This window comes from Pseudarthrobacter sp. O4 (assembly GCF_050157025.1).
Classification (GTDB): Bacteria; Actinomycetota; Actinomycetes; order Actinomycetales; family Micrococcaceae; genus Arthrobacter.
Window position 1 is genome coordinate 3,015,050 of the sequence record NZ_CP189591.1, and the last position, 25,306, is coordinate 3,040,355.

Here is a 25,306-nt window from a genome sequence, read left to right on the forward strand (position 1 = left end):
AGTGTCCGTTCGACGCCGTTGTCGAGCGAGGGGGTGTTCCGTCGCCGGGCTGCCGCCCCGGATCTCGGGGTGCCTGTTGCGAAGGGCGTGGCGGCCCGGCGGACGGAAATCTATGCGCTACGGACCTGTTGCCCGTATCCAGCCCTAAGCCGCGACGAGCGCGGGGGCCCCGGCGGTGACGTCACCGCCGTCGCGCGCTTCATGCAGGAAGCGGTCGTAGGCCGGCAGCGTCAGGAACGCCGGGAACTCGGTGCTGAGCGTGACTTCCTCGAAGATGTCCCGCGCGTCGGCGAAGCGGTCCCCTTCGAAGCGTTCCAGCCTGACGAACTCCTCGTCCAGCATGTCCTCCACCCACTCACGGGTGATGACCTCGCCCGTGTCCGTGATGGCGCGGGCGAAGATCCACTGCCACAGCTGCGAGCGGGAGATCTCCGCGGTGGCGGCGTCCTCCATCAGGTTGTGGATGGCGACGGCGCCGTTGCCGCGCAGCCAGGACTCGATGTAGCGGATGCCGACCTCGATGTTGTTCCGGATGCCCTGTTCGGTGATGGTGCCGCTGGTGGCGGCGATGTCGAGCAGGGCGCGGTCGTCGGGGGTGACGTCCTCGCGGAAGCGGTCCAGCTGGTTCGGGCGCTCGCCGAGGACGCCGTCGAACACCTCGCGGCACACCGGAACGAGGTCCGGGTGCGCCACCCAGGATCCGTCAAAGCCGTCGCCGGCCTCGCGGGTCTTGTCCGCACGGACCTTCTCGAAGGCGCTCGCGTTGGCTTCCGGGTCCTTGCGGTTGGGGACGGCCGCGGCCATCCCGCCGATCGCCATGGCGCCGCGCTTGTGGCAGGCCCGGACCAGCTGTTCGGTGTAGGCGCGCATGAACGGCTGCGTCATGGTGACCTGGCCGCGGTCCGGCAGGACGAACCGGGGCCCGCGGGTGCGGAAGTTCTTGATCAGGGAGAAGATGTAGTCCCAGCGGCCGGCGTTCAGGCCCGCGGCGTGATCGCGCAGCTCGTAGAGGATCTCCTCCATTTCGAACGCGGCGGTGATGGTCTCGATCAGCACCGTGGCGCGGATGGTGCCTTGCGGGATGCCCAGCAGGTCCTGCGCCAGGACGAAGATGTCGTTCCAGAGCCGGGCCTCGAGGTGGTTTTCGATCTTCGGCAGGTAGAAGTACGGGCCCTTGCCCTGGGCGATCAGGCGGCGGGCGTTGTGGAAGAAGTGCAGTCCGAAGTCCACGATTCCGCCGGCGATCGGGGTGCCATCGATGAGCATGTGCTTTTCCGGCAGGTGCCAGCCGCGGGGACGGACCACGATCGTGGGCAGGTCCTCGGCGGGGCGCAGCCTGTACTCCTTGCCCTCCGGGGAAGTGAAGTCGATCCGGCGTTCCAGCGCATCCGTGAGGTTCAGCTGGCCTTGGATGACATTGCGCCAGGACGGCGTGGAGGAGTCTTCCATGTCCGCAAGCCACACCTTGGCGCCGGAATTCAGCGCGTTGATGGTCATCTTCTTATCCACCGGGCCGGTGATTTCCACGCGGCGGTCCTCCAGGCCCGGAGCCGGGGGAGCGACGCGCCAGTCCGGATCGTTGCGCACGGACTCGGTCTCGCGCAGGAAGCGCGGGTCCTGGCCCTTGCTGATCTGCTGACGGCGCTCCTGCCGGGCCTGCAGCAGTTCCAGCCGCCGGCCCGCCGTGGCCCGGTGCAACGTGGCAACAAAGGCCAGAGCGTCCGGAGTAAGCACCTCGCTCTGCCGGCAAATCGGCTGCGCGGTCAACGTAACCCCGTTGATGGTGAAGTTGTCAGTGAAGCTGTTCATTTCAATCTCTCCTTGGAGAAGCAAATGTTCGACGGCGGGTGCGGTTTGGGGCCGAAAAAGGCAATCCTCCGCGTGCTATTCCCCATCCCCGCCTTAGGCCTCGCAGAGCTCGGCCGGGCGGGGACGGGGCCCCTTTTACGCACGCTTCCGGATCACCTTTCCCAGCCCCGGGGGCATGGGCACCATGGGTGCCGGCCGCCGTCGTGCCTTCAGATGAGCGGCATCAACAGCTCACCTTGGGCGGGGAATGTTAGTGGAACTGGCCTTCTTCGGTGGATCCCACCAGGGCCAGAGTGGATGCGTTCGGGTTGAGCGCGGTTGCGATGTCGTCGAAGTAACCGGTGCCGACTTCGCGCTGGTGCTTGGTCGCGGTGTAGCCGCGGGACTCGGAGGCGAATTCCTTCTCCTGCAGCTCGACGTAGGCGCTCATGCCTTCCCGGGCGTACCCGTGGGCGAGGTCGAACATCGAGTAGTTGAGGGCGTGGAAACCGGCCAGGGTGATGAACTGGAAGGTGAAGCCCATGGCGCCGAGTTCGCGCTGGAACTTCGCGATCGTGGCGTCGTCGAGGTGCTTCTTCCAGTTGAACGACGGCGAGCAGTTGTAGGAGAGCATCTGGTCCGGGAACTCGGCCTTGACGGCCTCGGCGAACTTGCGGGCCAGCTCCAGGTCCGGGGTGCCCGTCTCCATCCAGATGAGGTCCGAGTACGGGGCGTAGGCCTTGGCGCGGGCGATGCACGGTTCGATCCCGTTGCGGACCTTGTAGAAGCCCTCCGCGGTGCGGACCGGCTGTCCCCCTTCGCGGAGGATGAACTCCTGGTCCCGCGGGTCGACGTCGGAGGTGATCAGGGTGGCTGCCTCGGCGTCGGTGCGGGCGATGATGACGGACGGGGTGCCGGCGACGTCGGCGGCCAGGCGGGCGGCGTTCAGGGTGCGGACGTGCTGCTGGCTGGGGATCAGGACCTTGCCGCCGAGGTGGCCGCACTTCTTCTCCGAGGCGAGCTGGTCTTCCCAGTGCACGCCCGAGGCGCCGGCCTGGATCATGGACTTCATCAGCTCGTAGGCGTTCAGCGGGCCGCCGAAGCCGGCCTCGGCGTCGGCGACGATCGGCACCATCCAGTCCTCGACGGTCTGGATGCCTTCGGAGAACTCGATCTGGTCGGCGCGGAGCAGGGCGTTGTTGATCCGGCGGACCACCGTCGGCACGGAGTTGGCCGGGTAGAGCGACTGGTCCGGGTACGTGTGGCCGGAGTTGTTGGCATCCGCGGCGACCTGCCAGCCGGAGAGGTAGATGGCGCGGAGCCCGGCCTTGACCTGCTGCACGGCCTGGTTGCCGGTCAGGGCGCCGAGGGCGTTGGTGTACGTGCCTTCCTTGTGCTCCTCGGTGAGCTGCTTCCACAGCTTCTCGGAGCCGCGGCGGGCCAGCGTGTGTTCTTCGGAGACGCGGCCGCGGAGGCGGACGACGTCGGAAGCCTTGTAATCCCGGGTGACACCTTCCCAGCGCGGGTTGCCAGCCCACTCGAGCTCCAGGGCGGCGGCCTGCTCTTCGGGCGTCTGCTGGGTGGGCTCAAATGCTGCAGTCATCGTTGTCTCCTTGGTTGTGCCCGGGGCCGGCCAGTCTGCGTCTCTGCAGATCCTGGCTGCTTGTTCCCGGATAGTGAATCTTTCCGTGAGATCTACTTTTCTGCACTTTCAAGGGGGTTTCTAGACTAAAAGGGTGGAAAGAAATGCACTTCTTCGCGTATCCTCAAGAAATGCACTCAAGCAGCTGGAACCGACAAGCCACTTCACCCTCCGCCCCCGCAGCGCCGGAGGTGGATGTCATCAGCATGGGCCGCCGCGTCCGCCACCTGCGCAAGGCGGCGGGCCTCACCCTCGATGACCTGAGTGCCGCCGTCGGCACCGCCCCGAGCCAGCTGAGCCTGATCGAAAACGGCAAGCGGGAGCCCAAGCTCGGCCTGCTGCAGCAGCTTGCGGCCGCCCTCGGGGTCAGCATCGATGAGCTGCTTGGCGCGGAGCCGCCCAACCGCCGCGCGGCCCTGGAGATCGAGCTGGAACGCTACCAGCGCAGCCCGATCTACGAGTCCCTGAAGCTGCCCAAAATCCGCATTAGCTCGCGGCTGCCGATGGATGTGCTGGAGTCGATGGTGGGGTTGCAGCATGAGCTGGAGCGGCGCTTGAACGAGCAGGTCGCGACGCCGGAAGAGGCCCGCCGCGCGAACGGGGAACTGCGTGCCATGATGCGCGAGCGGAACAACTACTTCCCGGAGTATGAGGCGGAGGCGCAGAAGGTCCTCGCCTCCGTGGGGCACACCAGCGGCCCGCTGTCCCATCACGTCATCGCGGACATCGCCGGGCACCTCGGTTTCAGCCTCCACCACGTGGGCGACCTCCCGCATTCCACCCGTTCGGTGACCGATCTTAAGAACCACCGAATTTATCTGACCCAAAATGTCCGCAGCGAACACGACCCCCGTTCGGTGCTGCTGCAGGCTCTGGGGCACTACGTCCTGGGCCACCAGACCCCCCACAACTACGGCGATTTCCTGATGCAGCGGGTGGCCACGAACTACTTCGCCGCGGCGCTTATGCTGCCGGAGCAGGCCACCGTGGAATTCCTGCAGAAGGCCAAGCAGGCCAAGGAAATCGCCGTCGAGGACGTCCGGGACGCCTTCGCCGTGTCCTACGAGACCGCCGCGCACCGTTTCACCAACCTGGCCACCCAGCATCTGGACATCCGCACGCACTTCCAGAAGACGCACAAGAGCGGCATCATCTACAAGGCCTACGAGAACGACGGCGTGACGTTCCCGCAGGACCATACGGGCGCCATCGAGGGCCAGTTTTCGTGCCGGAACTGGACCAGCCGGGTGGTGTTCGATGTCGCGGACAAGTTCAGCGCGTACAACCAGTACACGGATACCCCGGCCGGGACGTACTGGTGCACGGCACGGACAGAACGCTCCGCAAGCGGTGAGTTCTCACTGTCCGTTGGCGTGCCGTACGCCCAGGTGAAGTGGTTCAGGGGGCGTGACACCACGGAGCGGTCCAAGTCGACCTGCCCGGACGAGAACTGCTGCAAGCGGCCGCCGGCGGCCCTGGCTTCGGAGTGGGCCGGCAACGCCTGGCCCTCGGCGCGGGCGCGTTCGCACCTGCTCGCCGCGATGCCGCCAGGCGCGTTCCCCGGCGTGGACGAGACCGAGGTGTACTCCTTCCTGCAGGCCCACTCCGGGAACTGACCGGGCTGTTCCTCCCTCAGCTCTTCCGAGGAGGATTCCCGGGCGGCGGCCGGAAGCTGGGCGGACTATATTGGCCGTGTCAGCTAATGGATTCGACTGCGGGAGCGCCCAGCCATGGCCAAGGAACTTGCAACCCAGCTCATCGAACAGCTTCAGGCCGCCGGAGTGCAGCGGATCTACGGCATCGTCGGGGACAGCCTGAACCCGATTGTCGACGCCGTCCGGAAGATCGGCGGCTCTGCCAAGGGCGGCATCGACTGGATCCATGTGCGGCACGAAGAGGCTGCGGCGTTCGCGGCCGCGGCGGAAGCACAGCTGACCGGCCGCCTCGCGGTGTGCGCCGGCTCGTGCGGACCCGGGAATCTGCATCTGATCAACGGGCTCTACGACGCCAACCGCTCCGGGGCGCCCGTGGTGGCGATTGCCTCACATATTCCCAGCAAACAGATCGGCAGCAGCTACTTCCAGGAAACGCACCCGGACAGGCTCTTCAACGAATGCTCGGTCTACTCCGAACTGATCAGCACGGCCGAACAAGCTCCGCGGGTGATGCACAGCGCCATCCAGCACGCCGTCGCGCTCCGCGGAGTCGCCGTCGTCACCTTGCCGGGGGACATCGCCGGGCTGGAAGCAGCGGCCGAGACCCCTCTTCCCGCCGCGTTTGCGCCTGCCAGCCTGGTGCCGGCGCCGGGCAGCGTCCGGCAGTTGGCCGATGCAATCAATGCGGCCGGCAAGGTCGCCATCTTCGCCGGGGCCGGAGTGCAGGGCGCCCACGACGAAGTCATTGCCCTGGCCGAGCTGATCAAGGCGCCGATCGGGCACTCGCTGCGCGGCAAGGATTTCATGCAGTACGAGAATCCCTATGACATCGGCATGACGGGCCTGTTGGGTTACGGTGCCGCGGCTGAAGGGATTGAGGATGCGGATCTGCTGATTCTGCTGGGAACCGATTTTCCCTACGACCAGTTCCTCCCCGCATCCCGGACCGTCCAAGTGGACTGTGCCGCGCAGAAACTGGGCCGGCGGACGGATGTCGACATCGCCGTTCATGGCGATGTCCTCCCCACGCTCGCAGCGCTGATGCCCTTGCTCCAGGCGAAAAAAAGCAGCCGCTTCCTCGATCAGATGCTCAAGAAGCACGACAGGCTGATGAACAAGGCCGTGGGCGCTTACACCCGAAAAGTGGAAAAAACCGAGCCCATCCACCCCGAGTACGCCGCCTCACTGCTTGACCAGGTTGCGGCGACGGACGCAATCTTCACCGCCGACACCGGCATGTGCAACGTCTGGAGCGCACGATACATCAACCCGCTCGGCACCCGCAGATTGATCGGGTCGTACCTGCACGGGTCCATGGCCAACGCACTGCCCCATGCGATCGGCGCCCAGCTTGCTTACCCTGGGCGGCAGGTCGTTTCCGTATCGGGCGACGGGGGCCTGTCGATGCTGCTGGGGGAGCTGATCACCGTCGCTGCCCACCGGCTGCCCGTGAACGTTGTGGTATTCAACAACTCAACGCTGGGAATGGTCAAACTGGAAATGCTGGTGGACGGGCTCCCTGATTTCGGTGTGGACGTCCCGGACGCCAACTATGCCGCCGTGGCCCGGGCACTGGGGTTCCACGCCGTCCGCGTCACCGACCCGGCCAAGATCGAGGACGCTTACCGGGAAGCCTTCGCCCACCCCGGCCCGTCGCTGGTGGAACTGATCACGGATCCCAAGGCGCTTTCCATCCCGCCGAAAATCAAGGGCTCCCAGATCCTGGGTTTCGCGACCGCGATGTCCAAGGTAGTGCTCAACAGGGGAGCCGGCGAGGCGGTCAGCATGGCGCGGAGCAACCTGCGCAACATCCCGCGGCGTTGAGCCAGGATCCAGCGAGCCAGGATCCGGCGAGCCGGACGTCAGGGCCGCTGGGCGTTGCCATGGGCTCGGGGGTCCGTGTCGTCGCCAAAATGACGGCAAACCGTGACGCGACAGGCATGGTTAGGTTCAGCCACGGCTGGTTGACTGGGCAGAGGCGGATCCCCGCCATTCCAATTGGCAGACCTGTCCGAGGGGTGGCAATGAAGCATCATCGCATGGCCGGAATTGTGGTGGCAGGGACCATTGTGGCGCTCACGGCGTGTTCGCCCCCGGCGCCCGGGCTCTTGAAGGCCGACGGCGTCGAGCGGATCTCGGTCGACGGCGCCGCTTACCGAGCTGAACTGAAGGCACTCCGGTTGTCCGCGCTGAAGCTCGGAGCGGCGCTCCTGTCCGACGGCGGTGACGGTTCCACCGGAAACGTCGTCTCCTCGCCGGGAAGCCTGCTGATTGCCTTGGCGATGCTGCGGGCCGGCGCCTCGGGGGGAACGGCCGCAGAGTTGGACGGCGTGCTGAAGCTCCCGTTGGAACGCCGCGACGAAGCCATGAACGCGCTGCTCGCGTCCCTCGAATCGTTCGACGGCGATCCCGGCTCCGTGGATGAGAAGAACCCGCCGCGGAAGCCGGTGATGCACGCGGCGAACGGACTGTTTGTGGACAAGCAAGTGACGACCGGTCCGGAGTACCTGCGTACCTTGGCCGGGCATTTCGGAACCGGTGTGTACCCGGTGGACTTCCGGGATGAGCGCACCACCAAGCCGGCGATTGATGCGTGGGTTGACAGGAATACGGGAGGGCGGATTAAGGAATCGCCGGCAAAGTACGATCCCAGCAACACCTTCAGCCTGCTCAATGCGCTGTACTTCGCGGCCGCCTGGCGTGCCCCTTTTGATCCGGACAACACCTCGGACTTGCCGTTCACCAAAGCCGACGGTGAGGAAATCATCGCTCCCACCATGCACAACGAGCTGAAAATGAAATACGCGGAGGGTCCGGACTGGCGCGGGGTGGATCTGCCGTACGCGGAGGGCTTTGTGATGCGGCTGGTACTGCCCGACGCCGGTGCGGCCGGCGCCGGGGACCCGACACTGGAGTCGGAAAAGCTGGCGCAAATCGCTGATGCCTTCGACGCCGCACCGCTGGAGACGGTGCAGATCCAGCTGCCCCGGTGGGACCACAAATGCAGCTTCGACCTGCGCAGGGTGCTCGGTTCGTTGGGATTGCCTAAGACGCTCACCACCACCGAGGACTTCGACGCCATCCAACCGAAAATGATGCTCACGCAGGCCGCCCAGGGGGCCAACATCACCGTCGCCGAAAAGGGCACGGTGGCTGCGGCCGTCACCCAGATCAACGGCGCGGTTTCCAGTGCCCAGCCCCTGCCGGAGCGCACCATCGAATTCGACCGGCCGTTCCACTACCAGGTCGTGCACAGCGAAACAGGCCTGCCGCTGTTCATGGGGAAGGTGGCCGACCCCAGGTGAGCGCCGGGAAAGTTACCGGTTGTGACGGCAGAAGGGTTGTTTGAGGCAACTGAAGTCATGTCACCCCCTGCCATTGTCCTAGCCATGCAGGTCACGATAGGCGGCGGCCGCGGCGGGGTGCAGGGGTAAGCCCGCGGTGTTGATAAGTGATTCCGGGCTCAGGAACTGGACCCCCAGGCTGGAGCGCGGGATGAGTTCCTCGGCGTGTCCCACCAGCAGTTCGACAGTCCGCTTCACCGTTCGGTCATCCAGATCGTTCCGGCACAGGAGCAGATTCGCCACGCCCACCGTCCAGACGGCCGGAATGCCCTCGTAGGCACCTTCCGGGATCAGCACCCGGTCGTAGAAAACGCCGTACTTGGCGCGCAACGCCGGAAGCAGCGGGGAGAGATCGAGGAATCCCAGCCCGACGTCATGGTGCGCGGCGGCAATTGCAGCGGTAGGCACGCCGCCGGACCAGAACAGCGCTTCCACTGATTCATCCTGCAGAGCCGCGAGGCCCTCGTTGAGCCCGAGGTTCAGCACTGTAACGGCCTTTTCGGTCGCAACCGGGTCCGCACCAGAAGCAGTGGAGCTGAGCTCGGCAGCCTCGATCAGGCGGGGAGTGGTCAGCGACGTCCCCGAGCCAGGCTCGCCGACAGCCACGGTCCTGCCGGCAAGCCCGGCAATGTCCCGGATGCCGCTGTTCTTCCGGATGACGCAGTGGACGTAGTTTTCGTACACCTTTCCGACGGCGGAAATTTCGACGGCGGGCGGGTCGCCCGCCCCTGCGCGCTGGGACGCCGAGTCTGCCAGCGCGACGGCGAAGGTCGCTTTGCCGGTCAGTAGATATTCGAGGTTATCCAGGCTGCCGCCAGTGGTCAGCGCCGTGGCCTGGCCGGCCACACCATGTCGCTGGAGGGACTCCGCCAGCAGGGTGGTGAACTCTAGATAGAAGCCTCCGGGCTCACCGCCGGCGACGGTGACAGCGCCCGGACGGTCCGCGGGCGTGCACGCGCTAAGGACCGGCAGAAGGATGCCGGACAACCCGGCGGCCAGGCCGGCTTGGAGGACGGTCCGCCGCGGGGGAAGGGCTCGCGCTCCGATCACGTCAGGCATGCGGAGCCGCCTGCCCGTGCACAGCCGCGGCATGTGGAAACTCGATGCGCGCGATCAGGCCATGCGGCGAGGCGTCCGCGAGCAGCAGGCGGCCACCGTTGGCCCCCGCCAGCTTGTCCACAATGGTCATGCCCAGGCCGTTGCCGCGGATCTCCCGGTGCCGGGGGGACCGCCAGAACCGGCTTGTGGCCGCTGTCCGTTCCTCCGCGGAAAGCCCGGGACCATCGTCGGACACTTCGATGGCCACCGCGCCTTGGCGCACACGGGCAGCAACCGAGATGTGGGCACCAGCTGCGTATTTGATGGCATTGTTGATGAGTTCTCCCACCATCTGGGCCAGTTCCGCGGCGTTGCAGGCGATGTGCACGGCCGGTTCGGGCGGATTTTCCAGCAGGATCGATGCTCCGCTGCGCCGGGCGGCAGGTCCTGCCCGTTCGGCTTCTTCCTGCAGGATCGGGTAGGGGTCAAGGGGAGCCTGCACGCCGCGCGAAGGGGTGCCCAGCGGACCCCTGGCAGAGTCTTCAAACGCCCGGTGCTCAGCTGCCGCCAACCTCAATACTCCGTCCAGGATCTCTTCCACACGTTCGAGTTCGGCCAGCACCGCGGCTGCCGCGTCGTGTTCCCGGGCGGTCTGCAGTTCCAGCTGCAGCAAATCGAACCTCAGCCGCAGTGCGCCCACGGGATTGCGCAGCTCGTGCGATGTGTCCGCTATCAGTTGCCGCTGGGAATCGATGCTGTCGCTGACGGTCCGCGCCATCGTGGTGAACGAACGGCTCAGTTCCCGCAGTTCCGGCGGCCCGTCCTCCGGAAGCTGACCAGTCCGGCCTGTTGCCTCAAGCTCCGTGACCGCCGAATTCAGGCGATGCACCGGGCGCAGCACCCACCGGGTTACCCGGGCAGCGCCCAGGAGGAGCACCGCAGCCAGGGCCGCGGCCGCCAACCCGACCACGAGCCACCGTTCCCGCAGTTTCTGCCGGGCCGCATCCAGGTTGACCTCGAGGACTGCCTCGCCTAGAACCTGGCTGGCGCTGCCGAAGGAGCGGGAGATCACCTCGGAACCTGATCCGAAGGGCTGCAGCGGGGTGAGCGTGGTGTCGCTGAGGTTCAGGTTCGCCCTGGCCACTGCATCGCGGACGTCTGCCCTGTCCTCGCTCAGGCCGCCGGAACGCAGGGTGTTCTGCTGGAGGCGGATCAGGACTCCCTCCCCGTACAACTCCGAGTATCTGTCCATCTCCGTCTGCAGTTGGGTGGATTCTCCGGCCGTCGCAGCGTCGAACGCCACCTGCGCGAGCCGGTTGAGCGAAGCAACGCGGTTGATCTGGAGTTCCTGGGTCAGTTCCCGGCCGGCGGACGTCAAGATGGCGTTGGAGGCGATGATCACCATGAGAACGGCCAGCACACTCAGGATGCCGAGGACACGGAGTTTCACGCCGGGTCCGCCTCGATCCGGTAGCCAACACCGCGGACGTTGATGATGAAGCCTGGCAATTGGAGCTTTGCCCGCAGCCCCGTCAGGTGCACGTCAAGGGCCCGGGAGGAGGCGACGAAAGCATCCCCCCACAGCGCGTCCAGGATCTGTTCGCGGGTCACGACCGAACCAGCATGACTGGCTAAAAGCGAGAGCAGGTCGAACTCGGTGGCCGTCAAGGGCAGCACCTGAGATCGGAGGGCCGCCACGCGCCTCTCAAGGTCGATCTCAAGATCCCCCAGCACGACGCTCCGCTGCCGCGTGCCGCTGTGACGGCCTGCACGCCTGGTGACGGCTTCGATGCGGGCGAGCAGCTCAACGAGTTTCACAGGCTTGACGAGGTAGTCGTCCGCTCCGGACCGCAGGCCAAGCACCACGCTGCGCTCGTCGTCGCGGGCGGTGAGGATGAGGATCGGAACGGGTGTGACTTGGCGGAGCTTCCGCAGTACGTCGAGGCCGTCAATGTCCGGCAGCCCCAGGTCCAGCAGGATCACCTCGAACTTCCGGTGGACCAGCAGGGCGTCAGCCCCGCGGGCAACCCTGGTGGGGTTGTGTCCCGCGGTCACTACGGCGGCGGCGAGGGCAGACGCCATGGCGTCGTCGTCCTCGACGATGAGCAACTCCATGGCTTGGTCCCTTTTCGCTGAGTGGGCACCTGCAATCTGCCCGCTTTGGCAATTACCCATTCTCCCGGCGAAACCTAAGGAAGTGTTAGGAAATGCCCTCCCACGTTGGATGTGCCGTGGATCACGCATAGTTTGGATGTGGCCCTCGGCGTGTGAGGGGGACCGTCAACGTCGAGGAGGAACCATGGGCAATGTGGCCATGGACAGCAAGAAAGTACGCCAGGAACCCGTGCTGCCGCAGCCTAGGAAGGTTCAGCGATGAGCACCCAGCAAGCCATGCCCCAGACTGAGGCAGCACAGACCCGCAAGGCCGTAAGCAACATCCTCAAGGGATCTGCCGGCAACCTTGTGGAGTAGTACGACCTCTACGTTTACACAGTCTTCGCGGCATATTTCCAGTCGCACTTCTTCAACTCCAAGGACGAGCTCCAGGCCGGTCTCGAGGCTATGGCCGTCTTCTCGACGTCGTTCCTGATGCGGCCGGTCGGCGCCTGGTTCTTCGGCCGCTACGCCGACCGCAAGGGACGCAAGGCCGCGCTGACGCTCAGCGTGACGACGATGTCCGCCGGTTCGTTCGCCATCGCCTTGCTGCCGACGACGCAGCAGATCGGCGTCTGGGCTCTGCTCCTGATGATCCTGGTGCGTCTGATCCAGGGCTTCTCCGTGGGCGGCGAGTACGGCACCAGCGCCACCTACATGTCCGAGGCGGCCACCTCCAAACGCCGCGGCTTCTTCTCCAGCTTCCAGTACGTCACCCTGATCGGCGGCCAGATGATGGCCCTGCTGGTCCTCGTCATTCTGCAGAACACCATGGACAAATCGACCCTGACCGAATGGGGCTGGCGCATCCCGTTCGCGATCGGCGGCGTGGCCGCGCTCGTGGTCCTGTGGCTGCGGCGCTCAATGGAAGAGACCGTTTCGGCCGAGCAGGTCGAGGCCGCCAAGGCGCCGGTCACGGCCGGCGTTGCTCAGCCCGGCACCATGAAGCTGCTGTTCACCCAGTACTGGAAGCCGCTGCTGATCTGCATCGGCGTCACCCTTGGCGGCACCGTCGCGTTCTACACCTACACCAACTTCATCCTGAAGTTCATGAACGATACGTCCGGCATCGCCAAGACCGACACCTCGGTGATCAACTTCTGGGCGCTGTTCATCTTCATGCTGCTCCAGCCGGTCTACGGCATCATCTCCGACAAGGTCGGGCGCAAACCCCTCCTGCTCTGGTTCGGCATCACCGGTGTGCTGTTCACCTGGCCCCTGCTGAACGCACTGTCCGGGACCAAGGACCCGTTCACTGCGTTCCTGCTCATGATGGGAGGCCTGCTGATCGTGGGCGGCTACACCTCCATCAACGCGCTCGTCAAGGCCGAACTGTTCCCGGCATCGATCCGCGCCCTCGGCGTGGGCCTGGGCTACGCCATTGCCAACTCGCTCTTCGGCGGGACGGTTCCGCTGCTGGGTGCCGCGTTCCAGAAGGCCGAGCGCGTGGACCTGTTCTTCACGTACGTCACCGTGGCCATCGCGATCTCGCTGGTGGTCTACATCTTCGCGCTGAAGAACAAGAAGTCCACGCACCTGGACCACGAACAGGGCCACGCCTGGGAGACCACTGCCGGCCCCGCTGTGCCGGGCGGCGGCCCCAAGGACGACGCCAGGGATCTCGTCGACGCCTCGCACCGCTAAACCGCAGTCCGTTTCGGCGGATGGTACGACGGCGGGTCGCCAGCTACGGAACGTCAGTTCCGGGAGCCAGCGGCCCGCCGTCGTCGTTAGGGCCGGGGCGTCGGTGTTCCTCCGGGTGAGAGAATGGAGGGCGGTTCCCGGCGGTCTGTTCGCGGGGCCGACCAGTGCTAATACAGCCGGCTGCCGAGCGTGGTCCTTCCCCGGGCCTTGGTCGCCGAGCGAACCACTATGAATGGAACCCCATGACCTCCGCCCAGACATTCCCGGCCTCAGCGCCGCCAAAGTTCGCCCGGATCGGCTCCCCGTACTTCGGCATCATGCTGGCCTTCATGGCCGTGGTGCTGATCCTGTCCAACATCGGGGCGTCCAAGGGCGTAGCCATCGGCCCGATCATCACCGACGGCGGCTTCTTCCTCTTCCCGCTCGCCTACATCCTGGGCGACGTCATCAGCGAGGTCTACGGCTTCAAGGTGGCGCGCAAGGCCATCGTCACGGCGTTCGCGCTGTCAGTCTTCGCATCGCTCTGCTACTGGATCATCATTGCGCTGCCCGGGTTCGACGACGATTTCGGTGCCTCCAAGCAGGCCGCCCTGGAAGGGGCGCTGGGCCCGGTCCCGCAGATCGTGCTCGCCTCGCTGCTGGCGTTCCTGGCCGGCCAGACCATCAACGCCTGGATCCTGGTGAAGTTGAAGGCGCGCACGGGCGAGAAGACCCTGTGGGCCCGGCTCATGGGATCCTCCGTGGCCGGCGAATTCGTGGACACCCTGATCTTCTGCAGCATCGCCGCGTCCGTCATTGGGATTACCGACGCCGGCACCTTCGTGAACTACGTCGTCGTGGGCTTCCTGTACAAGACCCTCGTGGAGTTCCTCTTCGTCCCGGTCACCGCGGCCGCGATCGGCTGGATCAAGAAGCGCGAACCCTCCTACGGGGCGTAGGACCCCCGCCGCCCCCGCCGACGCCGCCCACCCGCCCCGCCGCCCGCCCCGCCGCCGCCCCCCACCCGCCCCGACGCCGTCCACCCGCCCCGCCGCCCCGACGCCGTCCACCCGCCCCGCCGCCGCCTAATTCGCCGATCACCTGCGGGGTCGCCGGACGGTCACTATGTGCCAGCCAAACGAATAATCTGTCTCACGTAAGGCTGGCACATAGGGACCGTCCGGCGACCTGGCACGGTTCCGGCGACTTCGGCGCCTGGACGCCACCGGCGGGATGCCCTACGAGTAGTACTTCGCCAGCGTCTCGGCCTTGAACTCGAAGAAGCTGCCGGACTCGATGGCCAGCCGGGCGTCATCGACCATCTTCACCACGAAGCGCTCGTTGTGGATCGAGATCAGCGTGGCCGAGACCATCTCCTTGGCCTTGAAGAGGTGATGGATGTAGGCCCGCGAGTAGTTCAGGCAGGCGTAGCAGTCGCAGCCTTCCTGCAGCGGGCCGAAGTCGCGCTTGTACTTGGCACCGGAGAGGTTGTACCGGCCGCTGGGGTGGTAGAACGCCGAGTTGCGGGCCACCCGGGTGGGGGAGACGCAGTCGAAGGTGTCCGCGCCGTTCTCGATGGCGGTGAAAATGTCGTCCGGTTCGGAGATGCCGAGGAGGTGCCGCGGCTTGTTCTCCGGCAGTTCCTCGTTGCACCAGCGCACGATCGTGCCGAGGTTCTCCTTCTCCAGTGCCCCGCCGATGCCGAAGCCGTCGAAGTTCATGGCGCCGAGGTCGCGGCAGGCCTTGCGGCGCAGGTCCTCGTACTGGGCGCCCTGGATGACCCCGAACAGGGCCTGGTAGGGCTTGCCGGCGCGCTCGTTCGTCAGCCGGAAGTGCTCGGTGATGCAGCGCTCGGCCCAGCGGCGGGTCCGTTCCAGGGATTCCTCCTGGTAGCCGCGGGAGTTCTGCAGGGTGGTCAGCTCGTCGAAAGCGAACATGATGTCCGCGCCGATCTGGTGCTGGACGTTCATGGAGATCTCGGGGCTGAAACGGTGCCGGTCGCCGTTGAGGTGGCTCTTGAACCACACGCCTTCCTCGTCCACGTGGGCCAGGCGTTCCTTGCCTGGTGCGACGGCGTCGTCGGGTCCGGAATTGTCCACCGAATTCATGTCGATGACCTTCTTGAAGCCCGAGCCCAGGCTCATCACCTGGAACCCGCCGGAATCCGTGAAGGTGGGGCCGGCCCAGTTCATGAAGGCGCCCAGCCCGCCGGCCTCGTCCAGGATGTCCGCGCCCGGCTGCAGGTACAGGTGGTAGGCGTTGGCCAGCACGGCCTGCGCCCCCAGCTCGGCGACTGATTCGGGCAACACTGACTTCACCGTGGCCTTGGTGCCGACGGCGATGAACGCGGGCGTCTGTATTTCACCGTGCGGGGTGGTGATGGTGCCGGTGCGGCCCAGGAAATCGCCGCCGTTCGCCGCCAGCTGCGCGCCCGACGGCGCGCAGCTTTCGCTCAGGCGTTTGCCCACGCGGAAGGAGAACTCGGATTGCTGGGCTGGCTGGAGCGGCGACGCGTCTGGTTCAGGTTTGGCTGGCACCGTTCAAGTGTGCCAGCTGAATGCCTTCAACCTTTAGTGCAGCGGATCGGAGGTGGGGTAGTTTTCGGCCCGCCATTTGTCCCAGTAGTTGCGGACGGCCTCAAGCTGGTGCGCCCCCAGATCGTAGCTCGAGACGATCACCAGCGAACCGCCGTCGGGCCGGACGTCCGGGATGGCCGGCTGGTCTGCCACGATCACGAGGCCCTCGCCGTGCTCCGCGTAGTTGTGGACTGTCAGCCCCGCCTGGTGGTTGCTCCGGAACCATACCCTGCCGGAAATGTCCTCGCCGGTGGCCAGGGTGAGCGAATACGGTTCGCCCGGGGCGGGCACATCACTGAGGCCGAGCTTGTCGATGACGGATCCCTCCGTTCCGGGCACCGAGAAGAAAAAGGTCCGGCGTCTGCCGCGGGGATGCCGCTCCAGGGCAAAGCGGAGTTGCTGAAGGAAGGTCAGCCAGCCCTGGGTGATGTCCTCATCCCAGGCGGCCCACTCCGAGTTGTGGTCGATCGCGGCCCTTGTGACGCTGACTTCCGTACCGGCGGGGACCGGTTTCAGCGTGAAGACGTCCCCGCCGTCGACCACGAGGGAGGTGTGGTCCGCGCCCTCGACCACCTTGGGACTGAAGTAGATTTCAGTGATCTCGGCGGCCTGATCATCAGCTTGCCAACCGTGCCACTCTGCCACTTTGGACGGTTCGCGCAGCATTGTCCAAACCTGCTGCGCGTCGGAGTTGATCACAACGCTCAGATTGTTCGTCATGGGGCGAATCTACAACGCCGGGCCGCCACGGGGTAGGGCCAAACGGAAGTCAGGCGCGGACAGATTCGAGTTCGTTGCCGATCCGGCGCTCCAGCTCCGGGGCGCCGATGGTTTCCGAGCCTCCGTGGGCGCGCAGGACGAGCAGCGACTCCAGCCGCAGCAGCCGCCATTCCCGTTCCGCATCCGGGTTCGAGTTGTCGATGGCGCGGAAGATCTCCTTGTCATACAGGTTCGGTTCATTGAGTGAGCGCTGGCGCACCTTGGCGTTGATCCGGGCCTTGAACGGGTCAGTTTCCATGCCGTCCGGCGTCCGGAGGAACTTCTCGTAGACTGCCGCGCGTTCCTCCTGCCCGAGCTGGCGGCAGATGTAGCTGGAGAGTGCCAGTGCCGCCTCGACCGATGCCCATCGTCCGGGGTTCCCATCGAAGGGCAGGACGTTGAGCACGTCGGCGACGGCGAGGGCGTTCTCGGCGTCCTTGCGGATGATGAACAGCTCCTGCGCCAGATCGGCGAGGTCCTTGAGGCAGCTGCCGGACTTGGTGTTGATGCCCTTGGCCAGCCGCTCGGTCAGCAGCAGCACCCCCACCGCGTCCGGGTACGCCTCGGCCACGGCTTCCACCACGGACTCCGGTGTGCCTTCAGCGGACGGGATCAGTGCCAGGTCCTCCTCGCTGGGCCCGCTCGTTCCCGGCGGTGCGGCAGGCAGGGGAGGGACGACGACGGCGGGCGCCGTTGCGGGGGTGCCGGCGGTGTCAGGAGTGGTGTCCGCGGCCGTGGTCGCCTGGACGTCTTCGCGGCCGGCAGCCTCCACCACCTCATCAGGGGCCTCATCCACGATCTTGACGGCGGAGCCGGCAGCGATCCGCAGCATGCCGCCGCCGGTGAGCGTCGCCAGGACCATTGCGGGGGTGCCGAAATCGTCGGTTTCGACGTCGACGCGCTGGATTTCGGCGGAGCGTTTGCCGTCAGGAAGGAGCAGGTGGTGGCCGGTCTGCAGAGTTCCAGCCTGCTGTTCGCTGTAGTTCCGGGAGGCTGGGGGGTGGGTCATCTGGAGTCCTTAAATTCTCTTACGGTCCGCCCAACAGTCTACAAAAGGCACCTGTGAAGTCGGGGACGCACGGGAACCTCCGGGAGTCCCGGGACTTTTACGGTGCGGCCAGGCAGCGGTCAGTTGCCGACGCCCGCGAAGGCCAGCGCCTGGCGGATGAGCGCGCCACGGCCTCCGCTGAATTCCAGCTGCACGTCCGAGCTCATGACTTCCTGGGGGGTCATCCAGGTCAGCTCGAGGGCGTCCTGCCGCGGGGTGCATTCTCCGGTGACGGGGATGATGTACGCCAGCGAAACGGCGTGCTGGCGGTCGTCGGTAAACCCCGTCTGGGACGGGGCGGGGAAGTATTCGGCCACCGTGAACGGCACCGGGCTGATGGGCAGCTGCGGGAACGCCAGGGGGCCGAGGTCTTTCTCCATATGGCGCAGCAGTGCGGCCCGGATGGTCTCGCGGTACAGCACCCGCCCGGAGACCAGGGAGCGGACCATGGTGCCGTCCTCGTCGGCCTGCAACAGGGTGCCGACCTCGTTTACGAACCCCAGCGGATCCAGCCTGACCGGCACGGCCTCGACATAGACCATGGGCAGCCGGCCGCGCGCCTCGAACAAATCGTCGTCGGAGAGCCAGCCGGGATTCGGGTCGGGAGTGCGAACGTTCATGGTTAAGTTCTACCGCATCCCTGACCCGTTCCCCGCCGTCCGTCAGATCGCCATCACCGATTCCAGCGGCTCGCCGGATGCGATCCGTGCCAGCAGCGCCGGTTCGGCGGCGTCGGAGACCAGTGCCTGCGGCGCCTTGCGCAGTGGCCGCCGCCGCGGTGACGGCGCCCACCGGCGCGTGCCGGTGGTCACCGGACATGTCCACGACCAGTACCGCGCCGGGGTACAGCTCCAGCAGGGCACGGTGAGGTAGGCGTTGACCTTGACCACGTGTTCCAGGCCGGACCCGGCGGCCTCGAGCACGGACCGGAGGTTGAGGATGGTCTGGCGTACCTGGTCCTCGAACGTGTCGGGCTGGTGGTCCAGCCCGCTGATCGCGGGAATTTGGCCGGCGGTGAACACGAAGCCGTTGGCGACGACCGCCTGGGAGCTGGCGAACGTCACGGTGGAACGCAACCACGCCCACTCCTGGCCCGTGACCCCGTACCAGCCCGAGGGCGTTGAACTCGCGGCCAAGGTGGCGGCGGACCTGGGCCTGGCCAACAAGCAGGTCATGACCCTGGCCGGGCACGATTCGACCAACATGAAGGACCTCGCCCCGACGGTCATGCTGTTCGTGCCCAGTGTGGACGGGATCTCCCACAACGAGCACGAATACACCACGGACGAGGACATCGTGGCCGGACTGACGATGCTCACCGAGGTCGTCAACCGGCTCTGCAACGGCGTGCTGGAGGACTGACCCCGGGTCAGGCCCCTGCCGGTTTCGCCGAAATCCAGAGCGTCGCCCCGTTGGGGTTGTCCGACAGATCGGCCGCGTCGGGGTTGGCAACGTGCAGGCTCCGTCCGTACGCCTCTTCCGTCATGCTGACCCGGTGGCCCGCGGCCGCCAGCCGGTCCCGCAGGGCGGAGAGGTCACCGGTGTATTCAAAGCCCAGGCCGGACCGTGCCGGGCCGGAACCGGTGCGCACCATTAGCACCCCGCCATTCTTGGCGGTGAAGTCGGCAGTCTCGTCGTCGTCAGGGACGGGACGGAACCGGGCGCCGATGCTCCGCAGCGTTTCGGCGGCAGCGGCAGCATCCCCGGTGAACCAGACTTCGACGACGGCGAGCGCCGGGTCAGCGTCCGCACGGTTGGCGCCGTGGGCAGCCTTGTCGGCCAGGAAGCTGAAGCCGTCCTCGCCGGTGATGCGGCAGGAGTCCCCGTGGTCCGCCTGGATGAGTTCAGCCGGGGCGTTTCCCGTTTCTGCGCCGGCTTGATTCGCACGGCGGGCGAACTCCGCGAGGTCGCCCACTTCGACGCCGAAGGAAGTGGTGCCGTCATCGGCGGAGCCAGCCGCGCTGCGGTGGAGTGCCAGGCGGCCTGCGCCGGCGTCGAACTCCCGCCATTCAGTCCCGTCAACGGTCTTCACCAGGCCCAGATCGGTGAGGAGGCTTTCCCACTGATCCATGCGGGAAGTGAAGTGGATGGGACGGACACGCAGCATTGGCTTCTCCCTGGACGCGGAATCGACGGTGACATGCAGTCGATGGTGACATGGCCATGATGCCACGCCTTGATCAAGGCGGCTCCTAGAGCACAATGGTGCCATGGCTGAACTTGAGGAACTGCTGGTTAGAGACGCCGCCGAGTGGCGGGCATGGCTTCAGGCGCATCACGCGGACAGCCCCGGGGTGTGGCTGGTGCTGCACAAGAAGGGCGGCTCGGTGACCGAGCTGGACTATGAGGCCGCGCTGCAGGAGGCGCTCTGCTTCGGCTGGATCGACGGCCAGGGCCGGCGCCGCGACGCGGAGAGTTCCTTCCAGCGGATGACCCGGAGGGGCGCCAGGAGCGTATGGTCCGCGCGGAACGTGGACCGGATCGGACGCCTCGAAGCCGCGGGCAAAATGGCGCCGGCGGGCCGTTCCGCCGTCGACGCCGCCAAGGCCGACGGGCGGTGGGAAGCCGCCTATTCCGGGGCTTCGACCGCGGAGCTGCCCGAGGATCTCGCGGCGGCCATTGCGGCCGATCCCCGGGCGCAGGCCATGTTCGACGTCCTGACCTCGGTGAACCGCTACGCGCTGATCTACCGGACCAACGCGGTCAAGCAGGCATCGACGCGGGAGAAAAAGATCACCGGCTTTGTCGAGATGCTATCCCGCCACGAGACGCCGTATCCGCAGGTCAAACGCCCGTCGGACTCCTGACCCGGCCGCCGGGCCCATCCAACGGGCAGCCGGGGTCATGCGAACTCCCAGCGGATGCCCGGGGTACGGGCAGGTCGGGGTGGCAGACTCGGCTGATGCCTACTGCCCACCGACTGCCGCGCGCCTCGGACATCTCCCGCGCCTCCGACGTCTCCACGGTGCCCTCGCAGCGCCGGCTGTTCTTCGGCGCCGCCGGTCTGCTGGTGGCCGGCGACGCCATCTTCTGGGCGATGCTTGCGGCGGTTCAATCGGACAGCGGGATCGCCGCCTGGGACGCGCCGGTACATGACGGGCTCGTGGCGTCCCGGAACCCGGCGGCCACCGCCGTCCTGACGGCTGTGACCACGGTGACGTCGCCGCTCTGGATGACGGTGATCGGGTTCGCGTTCGCCCTGGGCTGGGCCGCCTGGAAACGGGAGCTCTGGCGGCCCGCCCTGCTAATCGGTGCCATGGCGGCAACCTTCGCCCTGTCCACCCTCATCAAGCACGAGGTGGACCGCGCCCGGCCCGCTGCCGGTGACTTCCTGCTGGGCCCGGACGACGCCATGTCCTTCCCCTCGGGCCATACCTTCGGCGCCGGGGTCTTCCTCCTGGTTCTCGCCTACCTGTTCGCGGCGGGCCGGGGGAGGCGTCCGACGTCGTTCCTCGCCTTCGCCGCGGCCGCCGCCGGCGCGGTGCTGGTCGCCGTCAGCCGGCTCTACCTCGGCTACCACTGGCTGACGGACGTGCTCGCCTCGCTCGGACTGGCGGTGGCCGTCACCGGGATGGTCATCCTTACAGACGGACTGCGCTCGGCCAGGACCGCCCGGCTGTCAGCGGGAAGCGCCGTTGCGGAAACCTTCATCCCATCCGGATCAGAACCCCACCCCCATGGCCTGGGCGATCACCACAGCCGAGGCTGAGGACCACGCCTGCGGATAGCGATGGCCGTGTATGGGACTGCAGACCGAGCCGCAGTGGTAGCTGAAGGGCCAGAGTCCGGCTTGACGCGCAGGCGCTAACCACCGCGCACCGCCACAGAATTTACTCGTGCGCCGCGTCGTCCATCGGGAAGGCCACGGCCTCGCCCACCACGCGCAGGCACAGCTCGGTGCCGGGGCGGGCGATGGAGGCGTTCCAGTGCCGGATGGTGATGATCTCGCCGCCGCCGGGGTACCGGTGGTCGGCCACGGCGCCCTCGGCGAGGACAGGCGGGACGGCGAGCTTGAGCCGGACGGTGGTTTCCGGTCCGAAGTAGTCGGTGTCCACCACGACGCCGCGGATCGGCCCGTCCTCGGCGATCCGGATCTGTTCGGGGCGGAGCATGAGCTGGACCCGGCCCTGCGCCGGAGGCCGTCGGACCGGGATGCCGCCAAGCGAGCAGGTGGCCAGCGAGCCCTCCATCCAGGCGTCAAGGATGACGGCGTCGCCCAGGAATTCCGCGGTGGCGCGGTCCGCCGGGCGCGTGTAGACGACGAAGGGGTTGCCGATCTGTGCCAGTCTCCCGCCGCGCATCACTGCGACCTGGTCCGCGAAGGACAGCGCCTCGGCCTGGTCATGCGTGACGAGGATGGTGGTCACGCCGGCGTCGTGCAGAACCTTGCCTACGGCACGGCGGGTCGCGACCCGCAGGCCGGCGTCGAGGGCGGAGAAGGGTTCGTCCAGCAGCATGAGCTCGGGCTCGCGGGCCAGGGCCCGGGCCAGGGCGACGCGCTGCTGCTGCCCTCCGGAGAGCTGGTGCGGCCGGCGCTTGGCCATGGCCGCGTCGAGGGAGACCATTTCCAGCAGCTCTGCGACCCGGGTCTTGACGCCGCGGTGGCCGCCGGGGAGCTTGGAGGCGTCGAGGCCGAAGGAGATGTTTTGTCCGACCGTCAGGTGCGGGAACAGGGCGCCGTCCTGAGCCACGTAGCCAACGTGGCGCTTGTGGGCGGGGACCCAGACGCCGTCTCCGGCCACCTTGCTGCCGTTGAGCGAGATGGTGCCGGTTTCGGGGTGCTCGAAGCCGGCGATGAGGCGCAGCAGCGTGGTCTTGCCGGAGCCGGACGGGCCAACGATCGCCGTCGTTCCGCCCTTGGCTACCGAGAGGTTGACGCCCTTGAGCACGGCCTGGGAACCGAAGTTCTTCGTGACCGCGTCGATCTCCAGGTGGCTGTTGGTGCTGGGCGCCACGGACGCTGCGATTCGCGGTTCCGGAAGCCGGGAGGGGGCGTCGCGCGAAGAGTAAGAATCGGTCACTGTCCCGCTACTTTCTTGGACTGCTGGAAAAGGAGATAGGTCATCGGTGCCGAGATCAGGATCATCAGCAGTGCGTAGGGGGCGGCGCCGGCGTAGTCGATTTCGCTGCTCTTGTTCCAGAACTCGGTGGCAAGGGTCCGGGTCCCGCTGGGGGAGAGCAGCAGGGTGGCCGTCAGCTCGTTGACGATTCCGAGGAACACCAGTGCGGCCCCGCCCGCGGCTGCAGGGGCCGTGAGGCGCAGCGTCACCCGGAGGAAGGACAGCAGGGGAGGCTTGCCCAGCGCCTGGGCGGCCTCATCGAGTTCCTTGGGCGCCTGGGACAGGCCGGACCGGATATTGACCAGCGCCCGCGGCAGGAACAGCAGCACATAGGCGGCGATCAGGAGCCCCGTGGTCTGGTACATGCCGGGTACCAGCCGGATGCCCACGGTTACGAAGGCCAGGCCCACCACGATCCCGGGCATGGAGCTCGTGACGTAGTTGGACAGTTCCAGGGCTTTGCTGAACCAGCTGGGGTGCCGCACGGCCAGGTACGCCATGGGGAACGCGACCACGGTGGTGACCACGGCCCCGGCCAAACCGTAGGCGAGCGTCTGCAGCAGCGCCGGCAGGAACTCCTCCGCGGCCCAGATTCCCGGTCCGCCTGCGAAGATCCAGCGCACGACGAACCACAGTGGAAGGCCGAAGGCCAGCGCGGTGAGGGCGAGCAGGGACAGCTGGGCGGGAAGCTGGTAGGAGTGAAGGGGAAGCTGCAGCGCTTTCGCCTGCGCTCCGGAGCCCACGCGGGCGTACCGTGCGGTGCCGCGGCTGCGGACCTCCGCGAGCAGAAGGATCAGGCAGAGGAACACCAGCACGCTGGCCAGCATGTTCCCCGCCGTGCCGTTGAACGTGGACCGGTACTGCACCATGATCGCCGTCGTGAAGGTGTCGAAACGGATCATGGCGAAGGCCCCGTATTCGGCCAGCAGGTGCAGGGACACCAGGAGGGCTCCGCCGGTCATGGCGATGCGCAGCTGGGGCAGCACCACGCGGAAGAAGGCACGCCAGGCACCGAGGCCCAGGGACGCGGCGGATTGTTCAATCGCCGGATCCAGCCGGCTGAGGGTCGCCGCGGCCGGGATATAGACCAGCGGGAAGTAGGAAAGCGTGGCGATCAGCACGCCGGAGGACAGGCCCTGCAGAGACGGCACGGCCGAAACCCACGCATAGCTGTTCACGAAGGCCGGAATGGCAAGGGGGGCCGCGAGCAGAACGGCCCAGATCTTGTGTCCACGCAGCGTGGTCCGTTCCACCAGCCACGCGCCGCCGACGCCAAGGACGAGGCACAGCGGTACGGTGATCGCAATCAGCAGGACTGTGTTCAGCAGCAGCTCGCCCACGCGCGGCCGGAAGATCAGCCCCGCCGCCGTGTCCCAGCCCGTGACGGCCGTCATAAAGGCGACGTAGCCCAGCGGGACAAGGGAAAACAGGGCGATCAGCACCGCGAGGACCGCTACCGCAGATACGCCGAAAGGCGGGCGGGGGCGCTTGCCCCTGCCCGCCGTCGTCGTGCTCCCGGACGTTTCCGGGGCCGATAGATCAGTGGTCACAGAATTACAGCAGTCCTGCCTTGGTCATCAGTTCGGTGACCTTCTCGGAGTTCAGCTTGGCCGGGTCCACGGTGGGAGCCTGAAGGTCCTTGATCGGGACTAGCTTCTCGTTGGCGGGGACCTCGGAGGCGATGGCGTACTCGAAGGATGTGCCCTTCTGCAGCACTTCCTGGCCCTTCTTGCCGGTGATGAACTTCAGGAAGGACTGGGCCGCGGCCGCGTTCTTGGAGGACTTCAGCACGCCGCCGCCGGAAAGCGAGAGGAAAGCGCCCGGGTCCTGGTTCTTGAAGTAGTACTGGGCCACGTTCTTGGAGTTTTCACCGGTCTTGGCCTGGTCGCCGAAGTAGTAGTAGTGGTAGATCAGGGCGGCCTCGACTTCACCGGCATTGACGGCCTTCATGGCGGTGCTGTTGCCCTTGTAGTCCTTGGCGTTTTCCTTCATCGCCTTGAGCCATTCTTCCGTCGCGGCCTCGCCCTTGAGTTCCAGCAGTGCGGCAACGACCGCCTGGAAGTCGGCGCCGGACGGTGAAGCAGCCCACTTGCCCTTCCACTCCGGCTTTGCCAGGTCCAGCATCGACTTGGGCAGCTTGTCTTCGGTCAGCTTGGTCTTGTCGTAGACCAGCACGGTGGAGCGGGCGGCGATGCCGGTCCACTTGTTGGTGCTCGGGCGGAAGCCGGCCGGCACCTGCTCCGTGGTGGCTTTGTCCACGTCAGCGAAGAGACCCGCGTTCTCCACCTGGGCCATCGCCGGGGAGTTCTCCGTGAGGAAGACGTCGGCCGGAGAGGCCTGGCCTTCCTGGATGATCTGGTTGGCCATCTCCGGGTCTTCGCCGTTGCGCAGGGTGACCTTGATGCCGGTCTCCTTGGTGAAGGCGTCCACCCATTCCTGGGTCAGGCTTTCGTGCTGGGCGTTGTAGACCGTGATCTCACCTTTGCCGTCCGCTCCGGCGCTGCTGCTTCCGGAGGGGGAGGTCCCGGAGCCACAGGCTGCCAGGCCGAGCGCGGCGGTCGCGGCGAGGGCGATGCCCGCCAGCGCGTTGTTGCGGATCTTCATGGGGCTACTTTCTGC

Annotated in this window: 20 protein-coding genes and 2 pseudogenes; 8 read left to right on the top strand and 14 right to left on the bottom strand. The window is 66.6% G+C overall.

Features of this window, described 5'->3' with window-relative positions; translation table 11 throughout:
- Positions 1-144 precede the first annotated feature (144 nt).
- Both aceB and aceA read right to left on the bottom strand, forming a co-directional pair.
- Complete coding sequence (gene aceB / locus ACQCSU_RS14140; protein WP_426975920.1) at positions 145-1,809, bottom strand: malate synthase A; 1,665 nt, start codon at positions 1,807-1,809, stop codon at positions 145-147.
- Positions 1,810-2,059: 250 nt separating this feature from the next.
- Entirely contained in the window at positions 2,060-3,391 is a 1,332-nt protein-coding gene (gene aceA / locus ACQCSU_RS14145) for an isocitrate lyase (protein WP_426975921.1), read from the bottom strand.
- A 143-nt stretch (positions 3,392-3,534) separates the two neighbouring features.
- Between aceA and ACQCSU_RS14150 the strand changes: the two genes are divergently transcribed.
- The 3 genes from ACQCSU_RS14150 (at position 3,535) to ACQCSU_RS14160 (ending at position 8,390) form a co-directional block, all read left to right on the top strand.
- A complete protein-coding gene (locus ACQCSU_RS14150; protein ID WP_426975922.1) occupies positions 3,535-5,046 on the top strand; it encodes a helix-turn-helix domain-containing protein in 1,512 nt (503 codons plus the stop codon).
- A gap of 114 nt (positions 5,047-5,160) precedes the next feature.
- Positions 5,161-6,909 carry a pyruvate dehydrogenase gene (locus ACQCSU_RS14155; RefSeq protein ID WP_426975923.1) on the top strand — a complete coding sequence of 583 codons (1,749 nt, stop codon included), beginning with the start codon at positions 5,161-5,163 and terminating at the stop codon, positions 6,907-6,909.
- A 215-nt stretch (positions 6,910-7,124) separates the two neighbouring features.
- Complete coding sequence (locus ACQCSU_RS14160) at positions 7,125-8,390, top strand: serpin family protein (RefSeq protein WP_426975924.1); 1,266 nt, start codon at positions 7,125-7,127, stop codon at positions 8,388-8,390.
- Between the two features lie 78 nt (positions 8,391-8,468).
- On the opposite strand, the gene ACQCSU_RS14165 is transcribed toward ACQCSU_RS14160, so the two are convergent.
- The 3 genes from ACQCSU_RS14165 to ACQCSU_RS14175 are packed head-to-tail and all read right to left on the bottom strand — an operon-like array spanning position 8,469 to position 11,582.
- Positions 8,469-9,488: a TAXI family TRAP transporter solute-binding subunit gene (locus tag ACQCSU_RS14165; protein WP_426975925.1), complete on the bottom strand. Its 1,020-nt coding sequence runs from the start codon at positions 9,486-9,488 to the stop codon at positions 8,469-8,471.
- A complete protein-coding gene (locus tag ACQCSU_RS14170; protein WP_426975926.1) occupies positions 9,481-10,917 on the bottom strand; it encodes a HAMP domain-containing sensor histidine kinase in 1,437 nt (478 codons plus the stop codon). Before ACQCSU_RS14170 ends, ACQCSU_RS14165 begins: the two co-directional genes overlap by 8 nt.
- Positions 10,914-11,582: a response regulator transcription factor gene (locus tag ACQCSU_RS14175; RefSeq protein WP_426975927.1), complete on the bottom strand. Its 669-nt coding sequence runs from the start codon at positions 11,580-11,582 to the stop codon at positions 10,914-10,916. Before ACQCSU_RS14175 ends, ACQCSU_RS14170 begins: the two co-directional genes overlap by 4 nt.
- Positions 11,583-11,840: 258 nt before the next feature.
- On the opposite strand from ACQCSU_RS14175, the pseudogene ACQCSU_RS14180 reads away from it, so the two are divergent.
- Both ACQCSU_RS14180 and ACQCSU_RS14185 read left to right on the top strand, forming a co-directional pair.
- Positions 11,841-13,265 (top strand): annotated as a pseudogene (locus tag ACQCSU_RS14180) (MFS transporter).
- A 242-nt stretch (positions 13,266-13,507) separates the two neighbouring features.
- Complete coding sequence (locus ACQCSU_RS14185; protein WP_426975928.1) at positions 13,508-14,203, top strand: queuosine precursor transporter; 696 nt, start codon at positions 13,508-13,510, stop codon at positions 14,201-14,203.
- Positions 14,204-14,482: 279 nt separating this feature from the next.
- Here the strand turns inward: ACQCSU_RS14185 and tgt are convergent, their stop codons facing one another.
- The 5 genes from tgt to ACQCSU_RS14210 all read right to left on the bottom strand — a co-directional run bounded on the left by tgt (position 14,483) and on the right by ACQCSU_RS14210 (position 18,691).
- Complete coding sequence (gene tgt / locus ACQCSU_RS14190; RefSeq protein ID WP_426975929.1) at positions 14,483-15,781, bottom strand: tRNA guanosine(34) transglycosylase Tgt; 1,299 nt, start codon at positions 15,779-15,781, stop codon at positions 14,483-14,485.
- A 33-nt stretch (positions 15,782-15,814) separates the two neighbouring features.
- Positions 15,815-16,540: an SRPBCC domain-containing protein gene (locus ACQCSU_RS14195; RefSeq protein WP_426975930.1), complete on the bottom strand. Its 726-nt coding sequence runs from the start codon at positions 16,538-16,540 to the stop codon at positions 15,815-15,817.
- A 49-nt stretch (positions 16,541-16,589) separates the two neighbouring features.
- Positions 16,590-17,588, bottom strand: coding sequence for a DUF6707 family protein (locus tag ACQCSU_RS14200; protein WP_426975931.1), 999 nt, complete (start codon positions 17,586-17,588; stop codon positions 16,590-16,592).
- Between the two features lie 119 nt (positions 17,589-17,707).
- On the bottom strand, positions 17,708-18,247 hold the full coding sequence (locus ACQCSU_RS14205) for an NUDIX hydrolase family protein (RefSeq protein ID WP_354242255.1): 540 nt from the start codon (positions 18,245-18,247) through the stop codon (positions 17,708-17,710).
- Between the two features lie 42 nt (positions 18,248-18,289).
- Entirely contained in the window at positions 18,290-18,691 is a 402-nt protein-coding gene (locus ACQCSU_RS14210) for a RidA family protein (RefSeq protein WP_426975932.1), read from the bottom strand.
- On the opposite strand from ACQCSU_RS14210, the pseudogene ACQCSU_RS14215 reads away from it, so the two are divergent.
- Positions 18,678-18,989, top strand: a pseudogene (locus ACQCSU_RS14215) (M20/M25/M40 family metallo-hydrolase); the annotation flags it as partial. The gene ACQCSU_RS14210 and the pseudogene ACQCSU_RS14215 overlap by 14 nt on opposite strands.
- 7 nt (positions 18,990-18,996) lie before the next feature.
- Here the strand turns inward: ACQCSU_RS14215 and ACQCSU_RS14220 are convergent.
- Positions 18,997-19,734 carry a VOC family protein gene (locus ACQCSU_RS14220; RefSeq protein ID WP_426975933.1) on the bottom strand — a complete coding sequence of 246 codons (738 nt, stop codon included), beginning with the start codon at positions 19,732-19,734 and terminating at the stop codon, positions 18,997-18,999.
- Positions 19,735-19,837: 103 nt separating this feature from the next.
- On the opposite strand from ACQCSU_RS14220, the gene ACQCSU_RS14225 reads away from it, so the two are divergent.
- Entirely contained in the window at positions 19,838-20,434 is a 597-nt protein-coding gene (locus ACQCSU_RS14225) for a YdeI/OmpD-associated family protein (RefSeq protein ID WP_426975934.1), read from the top strand.
- Between the two features lie 95 nt (positions 20,435-20,529).
- Positions 20,530-21,336 (top strand): phosphatase PAP2 family protein, encoded by an 807-nt coding sequence (locus ACQCSU_RS14230; protein ID WP_426975935.1) that lies wholly within the window; start codon positions 20,530-20,532, stop codon positions 21,334-21,336.
- A 121-nt stretch (positions 21,337-21,457) separates the two neighbouring features.
- On the opposite strand, the gene ACQCSU_RS14235 is transcribed toward ACQCSU_RS14230, so the two are convergent.
- Genes ACQCSU_RS14235 through ACQCSU_RS14245 form a run of 3 tightly spaced genes read right to left on the bottom strand, consistent with a single transcriptional unit; the run spans position 21,458 to position 25,291 of the window.
- Entirely contained in the window at positions 21,458-22,648 is a 1,191-nt protein-coding gene (locus tag ACQCSU_RS14235; RefSeq protein WP_426975936.1) for an ABC transporter ATP-binding protein, read from the bottom strand.
- Entirely contained in the window at positions 22,645-24,237 is a 1,593-nt protein-coding gene (locus ACQCSU_RS14240; RefSeq protein WP_426975937.1) for an ABC transporter permease, read from the bottom strand. The genes ACQCSU_RS14235 and ACQCSU_RS14240 overlap by 4 nt, the downstream gene beginning before the upstream one ends.
- A gap of 4 nt (positions 24,238-24,241) precedes the next feature.
- Positions 24,242-25,291 (bottom strand): iron ABC transporter substrate-binding protein, encoded by a 1,050-nt coding sequence (locus tag ACQCSU_RS14245; protein ID WP_426975938.1) that lies wholly within the window; start codon positions 25,289-25,291, stop codon positions 24,242-24,244.
- Between the last annotated feature and the right edge of the window lie 15 nt (positions 25,292-25,306).